The 10,483-nt window shown below is 66.4% G+C and carries 12 protein-coding genes and 2 pseudogenes; 9 read left to right on the forward strand and 5 right to left on the reverse strand.

The annotated features are described in order from the left end of the window. Positions 1–375, reverse strand: a pseudogene (locus tag BRAO375_RS19065) (methyl-accepting chemotaxis protein); the annotation flags it as partial. 339 nt (positions 376–714) lie between these two features. Between BRAO375_RS19065 and BRAO375_RS19070 the strand changes: the two are divergent. From BRAO375_RS19070 to BRAO375_RS19095, 6 genes are all read left to right on the forward strand, one after another. Next, complete coding sequence (locus tag BRAO375_RS19070; protein WP_009029092.1) at positions 715–1,452, forward strand: Crp/Fnr family transcriptional regulator; 738 nt, start codon at positions 715–717, stop codon at positions 1,450–1,452. A 72-nt stretch (positions 1,453–1,524) separates the two neighbouring features. Beyond that, a complete protein-coding gene (locus tag BRAO375_RS19075; protein WP_009029093.1) occupies positions 1,525–3,597 on the forward strand; it encodes a sensor histidine kinase in 2,073 nt (690 codons plus the stop codon). A gap of 536 nt (positions 3,598–4,133) precedes the next feature. Continuing rightward, complete coding sequence (locus BRAO375_RS19080; protein WP_009029094.1) at positions 4,134–5,027, forward strand: hypothetical protein; 894 nt, start codon at positions 4,134–4,136, stop codon at positions 5,025–5,027. 133 nt (positions 5,028–5,160) lie between these two features. After that, positions 5,161–5,367, forward strand: coding sequence for a hypothetical protein (locus BRAO375_RS19085; RefSeq protein ID WP_009029095.1), 207 nt, complete (start codon positions 5,161–5,163; stop codon positions 5,365–5,367). Between the two features lie 108 nt (positions 5,368–5,475). Further along, positions 5,476–5,862, forward strand: a complete 387-nt coding sequence (locus tag BRAO375_RS19090; RefSeq protein ID WP_009029096.1) for a hypothetical protein — start codon at positions 5,476–5,478, stop codon at positions 5,860–5,862. A 131-nt stretch (positions 5,863–5,993) separates the two neighbouring features. Next, complete coding sequence (locus BRAO375_RS19095; protein ID WP_009029097.1) at positions 5,994–6,668, forward strand: HAD family hydrolase; 675 nt, start codon at positions 5,994–5,996, stop codon at positions 6,666–6,668. Here the strand turns inward: BRAO375_RS19095 and BRAO375_RS19100 are convergent. The 4 genes from BRAO375_RS19100 to BRAO375_RS19115 all read right to left on the reverse strand — a co-directional run bounded on the left by BRAO375_RS19100 (position 6,665) and on the right by BRAO375_RS19115 (position 9,490). Next, positions 6,665–7,501, reverse strand: coding sequence for an HD domain-containing protein (locus tag BRAO375_RS19100; protein ID WP_009029098.1), 837 nt, complete (start codon positions 7,499–7,501; stop codon positions 6,665–6,667). The genes BRAO375_RS19095 and BRAO375_RS19100 overlap by 4 nt on opposite strands. A gap of 313 nt (positions 7,502–7,814) precedes the next feature. After that, entirely contained in the window at positions 7,815–8,213 is a 399-nt protein-coding gene (locus BRAO375_RS19105; protein WP_052536105.1) for a hypothetical protein, read from the reverse strand. Beyond that, entirely contained in the window at positions 8,203–9,087 is an 885-nt protein-coding gene (locus BRAO375_RS19110; protein ID WP_009029100.1) for a hypothetical protein, read from the reverse strand. Before BRAO375_RS19110 ends, BRAO375_RS19105 begins: the two co-directional genes overlap by 11 nt. A 220-nt stretch (positions 9,088–9,307) precedes the next feature. Then, positions 9,308–9,490 carry a hypothetical protein gene (locus tag BRAO375_RS19115; RefSeq protein ID WP_009029101.1) on the reverse strand — a complete coding sequence of 61 codons (183 nt, stop codon included), beginning with the start codon at positions 9,488–9,490 and terminating at the stop codon, positions 9,308–9,310. A gap of 221 nt (positions 9,491–9,711) precedes the next feature. Between BRAO375_RS19115 and BRAO375_RS19120 the strand changes: the two genes are divergently transcribed. The 3 genes and pseudogenes from BRAO375_RS19120 to BRAO375_RS19125 form a co-directional block, all read left to right on the forward strand. Then, positions 9,712–9,945 (forward strand): DUF6894 family protein, encoded by a 234-nt coding sequence (locus tag BRAO375_RS19120; protein WP_009029102.1) that lies wholly within the window; start codon positions 9,712–9,714, stop codon positions 9,943–9,945. A 17-nt stretch (positions 9,946–9,962) separates the two neighbouring features. After that, positions 9,963–10,124, forward strand: coding sequence for a hypothetical protein (locus tag BRAO375_RS38105; protein ID WP_009029103.1), 162 nt, complete (start codon positions 9,963–9,965; stop codon positions 10,122–10,124). Positions 10,125–10,243: 119 nt separating this feature from the next. Further along, a pseudogene (locus BRAO375_RS19125) lies at positions 10,244–10,483 on the forward strand (hypothetical protein); the annotation flags it as partial.

The following is a 10,483-nucleotide window of genomic DNA, read 5'->3' on the forward strand; positions in this document are numbered from 1 at the left end:
GTTCAACGGAACCTTCACGGCGCGGTCGACCATCGCGCGCACATCGGTCAGCTTCGTCTTCGCCGCATTGAGGCCATCGAGAATGGACCGGCTGTCGGAGAGCGTCTCGACCGCCATCTTCGCCTTGGCAATCGCGGCGTCCGCCTGCTGACCGGCCTTGTCGACCGCGTCCTGTTGGGCCGCCGTGGCGGGAGCGTCCTGGAACATCGGGGTCACGAACGGCGCGCGAAGTCCGGCCACCGCTTGACCAGCGAGAAGCACGGCCCCGAACCCGTCGACCGATTTGATCGCCTCTGTTCGGCTCTCATAGGCGCGATAATGAGTGACCAGAACCTCACCCCCGAGCACGCATGCCAGGGCCGTGACTGAAAGCATCGATAATGCGAAAAGCTGACCTACGCGCATGAAGCGTTTCCATTTGAATGATTTGGTTCACCTAAGCAGCCGCACCTAAAAGGGGTCTTAATATTCGCGGCGCAGTTGAGGACCAGATCGCCGCACTCCAAAAGTATGACAATTAGTTCCATCGCGATGTGGCGGTGATCTCTGCGACATCTCAAATACCCTCTGCGCAGGCGCTCGGCGTGAAACAGTCCAGCGGTTCGTTCCGTCGCATGGGCACAAAGATCTACAAATGATGAGGCATCGTGCTAACATAAGTTATTGTCGGCGCACCGCATGGAACCCCTATAACCAGCACGGGGGAACCGCTCCTTGAGCCACTTGGTCCGCAAACTCGAGAACTTTGTCCGCCTTTCGGCGGCCGATCGCCTGATGCTCAACCGCGCGGCAGCACAGCGGGTCAGGACGTTTGCGCCGCGTACCGACATTGCGCGCGAGGGCGAGAAGCCGAAGGACGTCCACCTGATCCTGAACGGCTGGGCCTGTCGCTACAAGCAGCTCGAAGATGGTCGCCGCCAGATCGTGTCGTTCTTCCTGCCCGGCGACATCTGCGACCTCAACATCTTCATCCTGCGCGAAATGGACCATTCGATCGGCACCATCACGCCGGTGTCGATCGCCGACCTGCCCCGCGAGTTCTTCGACGAGATCAGCGCCGGCTATCCGCGCATTGCGACGGCATTCTGGTGGGAGACGCTGGTCAATGCCGCGATCCAGCGCGAATGGACCATGAACCTCGGACAGCGCACCGCCTCCGAGCGCATGGCGCATCTGTTGTGCGAGCTGTTCTTCCGCCTGCGGCTGGCCGGCCTCGCCGACGACCACAGCTGCAGCTTTCCGCTCACGCAGGCCGATCTCGCCGAGGCCACAGGGCTGTCGAAGGTCCATGTCAACCGCACGCTTCAGGAGCTGCGGGCCAGCAACCTGATCGTGCTGAAGGGCAAGATGCTGGTGCTGCCCGATCTGGATCGCCTCATGAGCGCCGGGCTGTTCAACGCGAACTACTTGCATCTGGACCGTGAAGGCCGTCAGCTCGATTCGAACGAGTGAGACGTTCCTGCGCCCAGGGCCTGCGACTTGCGCCAGGCCGGCCGGCTCGGGCATGGTGCCGGGGAAACGGCAATGGTCGAACAGCGTATGGACGATGGAGCGTTCGAGCGGGAGATCGTGCAGCGCCTGGGGCTGATGCCCAATCTATTCCGGCCGCCCCCGTCGGCGCCGGAGGCCACCCGACAGCTGTGGCAACTCGCCAAATGCGCCTATCTCGACGCCCCATTGCCGCCCCTGTTCAAGGAGCGACTCGCCGTTCATCTGTCGCGCCTCGCCGGCTCGGCCTATTGCCTGACGCGCCATTTCGGCTTCCTGATCGGGCTTGGCTGGCCTGCGGGCGATTCGACGAGCCGTCCGGAAACCCTCGATCAGGCGCGGCAGTTGCTCTCGCTTCCCCTCACGGATGCCCCCCATGTCGCCGCGGCGCTCGACCGGCTCGAGGCGGTCGGGACGTCGCGTCCGATTCCTGAGCCGCGCAGCGAAACGGAAACCGACCTGTTCGCCGCGGCCGCGGCGCTGTTCCAGCCCACCGCGGCGGCCGCCCGCGCCCGGCTGGCGATCCGTCAGGCGTTCGGCGACACGAAATTTGAGCTGCTTGCGGGTTTCCTGGCCTATCTGCGCATGGCGCATTTCTGGGCCGAGGCGCATCCCGAGCTGCCGATCGATTCCGACCTGCACACGCTGACGCAATCGGATCCCGAGCTTGCCGCACAGCTGAGCTGCCGCCAGCTCGACCATCATGCGTCGCCTGCGCCGGCCGACTCCCGCGTGGCCGGCAGCGGCACGAGTTCGCATCGGCTGCATCGCCTGCTGGAGATCGACTCGGTCGGCGTGTTGTTCTTCGATCATGAAGAGGGCACCTTGATCGACGCCAACGACGCCTTCCTCGACATGACCGGCTATTCGCGCGAGGAGGTGCGGAGCCGACAGCTCACATGGCAGAGCCTGACGCCGCCGGAATGGGTCGAGAGCTCGACGTCGCAGATCGAGAATTTGAAGCGCACGGGCCGGATCGGTCCCTACGAAAAGGAGTATTTCCGCAAGGACGGCGAGCGCGCCTGGATGATGTTCGCCGGTCGCGACATCGGCGACGGCACGCTGGTCGAGCTGGCGATGAACATCGACGATCGCAAGCGGACCGAAGCGGCGCTGCGCGACAGCGAAGCGCGCTTCCGTCAGTTCGGCGAGGCCTCCTCGGACGTGTTGTGGATCCGCGACGCCGGCAACATGCAGTGGGAGTATCTCAGCCCGGCCTTCGAGACGATCTATGGCGTGCAGCTCGCGGCCGTGCTGCAGGGCGATCACCTGACCCCGTGGATCGAGCTGATGCTGCCGGAGTATCGCGCCCGCGCGGTCGACGGCCTCGAACGCGCCCGGCAGGGCGAGCGCGACAGCTTCGATTTCCGGATCATCCGGCAGACCGATGGCGCGGTGCGCTGGCTCCGCATCCGGAGCTTCCCGATGGTCGACGCGGCTGGGCGGGTGCAGCGAATCGGCGGCATCACGCAGGACATCACGGCGCTGGTCGAGGCGGCCGATCACCAAAGACTGCTGCTCGCCGAGTTGCAGCACCGCGTACGCAACCTGCTCGCGGTGATCCGCTCGATCATTCGGCGCACCGGCGATTCCAGCGAAAGCGTCGAGGATTTCGCGGGCCACCTCGAGGGCCGCATCGCCGCGCTGTCGCGCATCCAGGCCGTGGTCACGCGCGATCCGCTGGCCGGCTTCGACCTGACCGAGCTGATTGCTGATGAGTTGCGCGCCGGCGCCGCGCGCGAGGATCGGCAGTACTCGCTGTCGGGCCCTGCGCTTCGGATCAAGCCGAAGGCGGCCGAGAGCATCGGGCTCGCGATGCATGAGCTCGCGACGAACGCGCTGAAATTCGGCGCGCTGACGATGCCGCGCGGATTCATCAACATCGCGTGGCGTCTCGAGGAGCGTGATGCGATCCGCTGGCTCGTCATCGACTGGATCGAGACCGGCCTGTCGGGCCGCGTGCTCGGAGCGAGCCGGCACGGCTTCGGCACGGTTCTGCTCGAGCAGATGCTGCCCTATGATGTCGGCGCGCGCGTCGTCAGGCGCTTCGAGCCGAGCGGCCTGCGCTGCGAGATCTGGCTGCCGGCCGATGACATCGTGAAGCACTGATCGCTGGGCAAGGTTGGCCGGGCACGCCGGAGATACCATCGGGTAGCCTTCGCCGCGTATTAGGTCTATGCTCGCCCCAGCGCGGCCGACGTGATGGTCGCGCGCATGACGGCCATGCCTTTGCCTTGGTTTGGCCGGATATGGCAGAGACTGCGGAGTACACGAAGGAATCGGCCGAGCCGCGGGGCGGCGGAACGTGGATGGGACGTTCCGGAGCACCGCAGGCAGGGCCAAGATGATCCAAGACCACTATCGTGCACATGCAGACGTGTGAGCACGCGGGACAATCGGTATCCAGGTTCCGTTCAAGGCGGCCTCCGGGCCGAGCAGCGGGTGGCGTAGTCCACATCGAAGGACCTCGTCATCGGAGGACCTCGTCATCGGACATGGGTGCCACGGGACGTTGCTGCCTCGATAGGCTTCCTGCCACGGCACGTTGGAACAAGAGACTAAGTACGACGACGCGTTTGGTAGGAGATATCAGGACGGCGCCGAGCGCCGCCGTGAGGCGGACGACAACGGAGGACGAAGCGTCAATGCTTGCAACGACGACGAAAGACGGCGATCAGCAGCCGCATGCCGTAATCGACCCCGAGATCGTGCTGGCGGCCCGTGCTGATCGACCGGGCGCAGACGCCGATCGGCGCAGCGCGCAGCGGCCACCCGAAGTCCCCTCTCCCAAGATCGATCCGGAGTATCGAACGCAGACCGCGGCCGGCGCCGGCCTCGCCGCAGCCGAGGGACGCACCACGCTCGGCACCTGGGTGGTGCGCACCGTCCTGGCCGTCCTGTTCGCGGTCGGCAGCGCGGTCGCCGCGGCGGCCTGGCAGAGCTATGGCGATCAGGCCCAGGAGGTGATCGCGCATTGGATGCCGCGGATTTCGCTGGCGTCGAATGCCGACAAGGATGCGGCCCAGCCGGCTGCTGCGGTGTCGACGCAGGAGACGGCCGCGGCTTCGCCGTCGCCGGCGCAGGAGCCCGCGACCGGCGCGATTGGTGCAAGCGCCTCGCAGGAGCAGGCCCAGCTGCTGCAGTCGATGGCCCACGACCTCGCAACGCTCAACCAGCAGATCACGGAGCTGAAGACGAGCCTCGCCCAGCTCAAATCGGGCCAGGAGCAGATGGCTCGCGAGATGGCGCGGGTCGCCGAAGCCAAGCCCAGCGAAAGAACCAGCGAGCGCACGGCCGAAGCACGGCCGTTCGATCCGCAGGCGATCGGACAGACGATCCGGCGTCCCGCACCGCGCCCGGCGACCGCCGCCGCAGCTCCCGCCCAGCCGGGAGCGCCGGTGCCGCATCGGCCGCGACCGCCAGCGCCCGCGACAACAGCCATGGTTCCGCCGCCTCCGGCGCCGATGGCCCTGCCGTCCGCCCCCGCCGCGGCCGATCCGGACCAGCCGGTGGTACGGCCGCCGATGCCGGTGCGCTGAGCTCGTCGACAGAGGCCCCGGCGGATCTCGCCGGCGAGCTCTGGCGCGGTTGACGGCGCGCCCCGATACACTTGTCCCGACGCGGCTTTCCGAGCTAAGGAACTGCGCCTGATCAAGTGCATGCGAGGGGTTCATGAGCCTGACCGATCCGACCAACCTGTCTGCCGCCGAGCTCGCCGACCGCATCGCGATCCTGCGCGACAACATCCGCCAGATCACCGAGCAGGCCGCCTCGCAGTCCGGCGCCGCCGACGAAGAGCGCAATGCCGACCGTCTGGCGCAGCAGAGCGAGGAGCTGGATGTGCTGCTCAAGGAGCAGGAGCGTCGGCTGAGCAAGTAGCCGGCCGCGCGACGCGATCAAATCGCGCGTGTTGCATTGCCCTCGTTGTTGATCGCGCTGCGGTCAGACGCTAGCCTTCCCGAAAATAAACGGGAGGTAGCCTTGCGTATGGGTATGAAGTTGACCATTGCCGCCGTGCTGACGGCCGCCGCCGTGGCTCCGGTGAGCGCCGAGCCGCGCCACGTCTATACGACCATGGTGCTCGAGGCCTTCGCCACCAAGGTGGAATGCCCCGGCATCGACGTCGTCTATCAGGACCTGGTCAAGAAGGCGCAGGATATGCAGATGCCCGACGGCACCACGGAGAAGGTGCGCCAGGCGATCGCCTACATGCACACCGGCGGCAAGATGGGCCAGAAGCAGGACGATGACCTGATGGCCGAAGTTGCGGTGGCCACGCAGGCCATCGACATGGATCAGCGCCGCCTCGGGATGACCAACTGGTGCGAGGAGCACAAGAAGACGCTCGCCGGCTTCATCCGTCCGAAGGGCTGAGCCCATGCACGTGAAGCGCTGGCGATTTGCGCCAGCGCTTGTGCCGTTCGATGCGGAATGGTCGCGGGTTTGCGAAGGAACCCGCGACCGCATTGACCGCTTGGCTCTGTGCCCTACCGCCGGAGCAAACCATGCGCATCGAGACCGCCTTCCTGTTCGACCTCGACGGCACGCTGGTCGACAGCGTCTACCAGCATGTGCTGGCATGGAAGACCGCGCTCGATGCCGAGAGCATCGAGCTTTCGGTCTGGCGCATCCATCGCAAGATCGGCATGAGCGGCGGGTTGTTCACCAACCAGCTGCTGCGCGAAACCGGCTTTACGATGGATCCCGATCGGATCGAGCGCCTCCGGCGCGCGCATGCCGCGGCCTATCAGGAGCTCGGACGCCAGGTCCGCCCCCTGCCTGGCGCGCGCGAGCTGCTGGCGTTTCTCACTGACTCCGGCATTCCCTGGGCGATCGCGACCAGCGGCCGCATGGAGACCGCCGCGGTCAATCTCGCCGCGCTCGGCGTCGATGCCAAGCAGAGCGCGGTCGTGACCCGCGACGAGGTCCGCTATGCCAAGCCTGATCCCGACCTGTTTCTGGCCGCCGCCGCGCGGCTGGACGTGCCGATCGAGCGCGCGGTCGTGGTCGGCGACAGCATCTGGGACATGCTGGCCGCGACGCGCTGTCGCGCGCTCGGCGTCGGTCTGCTGAGCGGCGGCTACGGCTCGGAGGAGTTGCGCCAGTCCGGCGCCATTCGCGTCTATGAGGATCCTGCCGACCTGCTCGCGCTTATCGACGAGGTCGGCGGGCGGCGCTAGCTCTGCGGCCCGGACAACGAGATGTCGCGCTCGGCGCGGAAGACGTTGGCGTAGAGATTGGCGATCCACTGCCGCCCCGTCGAGGTCATGTTGAGATAGCGGATCTCGGTCTGGATGTGCGGCGCGACGCTGTTCCAATAGAACTGCGGATAGCGGTTGACGATGTCGGCCGGCGAGCCGTAGCCGAGCTGCCGGTTGATGCCGACCTCCTCGAACTCGTGATACAGCGCGTTGGCCTTGCGGATGTAGTTGGGATCGCCGAGCTGGCCGATGAGATCGGCGGCGCGCACGATCGACTGCTCTTCGTCGAACTGCTGGCCGGCGAGCGGCGGAAACCGCGTGCCCTCGATGGCACGAGCGATACGGTCCTTGTCGAGCGGCGCCATGCCCTCGATGCGGTTGATGACATACAGCTTCGAGCGATCGACGTGATACGGCATCAGGCTGGCATCCGAGGAGCCGCGCGGCAGGCAGACCTTGCGGCCGCCGCGATCGACCACGAACCCCTCGCCATCGTCCTCCTTGAACAGTCCCCGGACGTAGCCGATGTCGTGGAGCAGACAGGCCATGATCACGTGGACGTAATCGTCCGCGGTCATGTGGCTGTGCAACGCGCGGCCGCGCAGGATCTCATGGCCCGCGAGCGTCACCAGCAGCGTATGCTCGACATTGTGATAGAGCGCGTCGCTGTTGCCGATGCATTCCAACGCCGTGCGCGCAGCCGCCGGGAGCATCTCCGACAGCTGGGTGTGGGAGGATCCGAACCGCCGGCGCATGTAGGAGCTCAGGAAACGCTCCAGCGCCGCTGCCGCGAGCTCCGGTAAGGTCATCATCGCTGCTGCCCCGCCTCAGACAGCTCAAGACACAACGCCAAAAAACACCACTCGGCAAAACACAAATCGGGAAGACGCTTCTCTGGCAGGCACGGTTCAGGACAAGGCACGAGATCGACGCGCGCGGCCGGGTCCATCGAGGCGGGTCGACCACCCCAGTCTGGAGCATAGCCCAGGTTGCACGGGACGGCCACACCCGGATGGCGACGTCCGGGAATTTGCGGACGACGTCGGCCGTCGCATGGCGAGCCCGTCCGCTTCGCTCGGCCGCGCGGCAGCCGAAGCCGTGCAGCGCAACCGCGAGGCGCCGGATCTAGCGTCCCCGCACCGGCAGCGGCGGACGCGGCGGCTGTGGCTCACCCCTCGATCGCCGCGCAGGACTAGGCTTGCGCCCCGCCGGGGCTGCCGGCGCATCCACCGATTGCAGATAGGCGCTGAGCGCCGACGCCGACTCGGCGCTGCTCGTGTAATGCTGCTGCAGGAACAGATACAGCGTCAGGCGGAAGCGACCCTTGGCAAGTCCGCGCGCCGAGCGGTGGCAGGTTGCACAACTGTCGGCAAACAGCCGCGCACCGGATTTTCCGGCATCGAGGTTTTCCGCGCCGGCGCTACTGACAACCATGAGCAGCAGCGCCAGCGTCGCTCCGAGCCGCGCAGCCACGACCGTGCTGCACCGAGGCGCCCTGCCCCGCCCACCCCGGTCAGGCGACATCGGCGCGCGGTGTCTCCTCGGCCGGCGCGCCCAGCGCGTCGAGATCGATCAGCGCCGGATCATCCGGCAGCGGCTCGCTCTGCTGCGGCCCGCTGCCATGAACATGCATCAGCGTCTGCACCCGGCGGGCATTGAGATAGTCGACGTGCTGATGGGCTAGCGCCAGCGGCAGCAGCGCCTTGGGCAGCGCCGTCATGGTGAAGGCGGCGGCGCGCTTCACCTCCTCGCCCTCGCGCCAGGTCAGCGGATTGAGCGTGTAGATCATCTGGCGGTCGGTTTCGGGAGCGGGCAGCTGTCTGACCTCCGGCGGGCTCAGCAGCGCCACGTTGATGTTGCCGGCGCGGGTGCGCGTCGCAGCCGCACGCAGCTCCCAGCAGATCAGCTCGGCCGCCGACAACACCTCGCGACGGATGTCGTCGACGTCGCCGGCGAAACGGCTGGCCTCGGTCAGGGCCGCGCGGCCGCGCGTGACCGCATCCACGAGCGCGGCTGCGCCGATCTCGAAGCGCGGAACGGCCTGCTCGATGGCCGCGGCCACCGCCTCGATCTCATTCGCCGCCCGATCGCGGTCACGCTGCGCGACGGCTTCGGCAAGCGCTCGTTCCGCCAGAATGATCTGCTCGTCGCATTCGGCAACCGCTGCACGTAGTGCCTTGGCCTTCTGCTCGACCGCCTGCATCTTCGATTCGGCGCGGTCGAGCTGGCCGTTGCTGGCGCCCGCCTTGGCAAGCCGCTCGGCGGCGACGCGCTTCTCCTCGAACGCCTGCTCGGCCACCCGCAGCCGCTCGGCGAGTCGCTGACGCGTGGCCTGCTTGTCCTTCAGCGCGCGCTCGAAGATTTCGACCGGGCTCAGCTCACGCTTGAAAAAGACCATGGCAATATCCCTGGACGGCGGTCGTGCCGACGACGTTGGTCAACGGCGAATCCGCTGCCGAATCATTGCCTGAATCTTGCGGGCAAATTGGGTCGGAAACCAGGATGAGAATGCGACGGCGCGGTCTTGACGGGAACACGAGCCGTCGTCGCCGCACAGCAGAGTCGCGCGGCGCCTCTCGGTGTCCCGATCCGAAATTCTGTAAAACAGAATCCTCGCGTCAGCTCTGATGCGGTCCGCGCATGATCTTCATCGCCTCGGCGATGTGACGCCATTCCCGCGCTTCGTCGATCTCGCCGCCCGTCTCGCATTGCTGCGCCTTTTGCGCAGCCTTGGCGATTGCCGCGGCACCATGCATCTCGAGCATCTGGCGGGCGACTGCATGAATCTGGGTTTCCGACATCATGCCTGGTGCTCCTATCGCACTGGAATCCGCCCTTAACCATGCGAGACACGCGGAGTTCCAAAATCAGCACCCTTGTGTGAGTGCAGTCACGGCGAATGCGGTTCCAAAAGGCCACACTGCGCCCGTAATTTACCTTACGGGCTCAATCGTAATTCCATGCAGGGCCCAGCGCTGTTACTGGTGTGCCAGAATCTTCGATGGTGGCTGAGGAGCGCGGCATGGCGCAGGTCTTCTTTCATTGCTCCAACGACGACGAGATCCTGATCGACCGGCGCGGAACCGCGGTCCTCGATCTCTCCGAGGCGCGCGATCACGCCACGCGCGTGATGCACGCGCTGATCTCGGCGGAGAGCGAGGAGGACTGGCGTGACTGGGTCCTTCACGTCGCCGACGATCTCGACGAGGAGATCTTCGCGGTGCCGTTCTCGTCCGTTCTCGGCCTCATGCACTGACCGCGAGGCGCTTCGACATGTTCGTTTCCGGAACTCGTCGCCTGGCTGCGTTGCGCGATCGCTGGAAGAGCTTCCTCGCGCTGGTCAGCGATCCGTACCGTCCCGAGCGCTACTACATGCGAGGGCCCGGTCCGAAATGGCGCGCGAAATACGGCTCGCGCAGAGTGACGCAGAGCTGACAGCGCCGCGCAGGGCCATCCCAGTGCGGCACCCCGGCGCACCATGTCGTCCCATGGCCGCATTCTTCTCGCCACATTTGTCGGTCAATTCGGCGCTGGTGAGACGGAGGGGACACCGCATGACCAGAATGTTGGCCACAACGGCGCTTGCACTCGCACTTGCGACATCCGGCGCGATGTCTGCACGGGCGGACGAGCATCGCGGCGGCGACGCCGCGCTCGGCGCGCTGTCAGGCGCGGTCGTGTTCGGCCCGGTCGGCGCAGTCGCGGGCGCCGTCGTCGGCTACACCGCCGGTCCCTCCATTGCACGCTCCTGGGGCTTCCGCCGCTCGCGCGCGGCCCACTCGCAGCAGGTTCGA

The organism is Bradyrhizobium sp. ORS 375 (assembly GCF_000239775.1).
Lineage (GTDB): Bacteria > Pseudomonadota > Alphaproteobacteria > Rhizobiales > Xanthobacteraceae > Bradyrhizobium.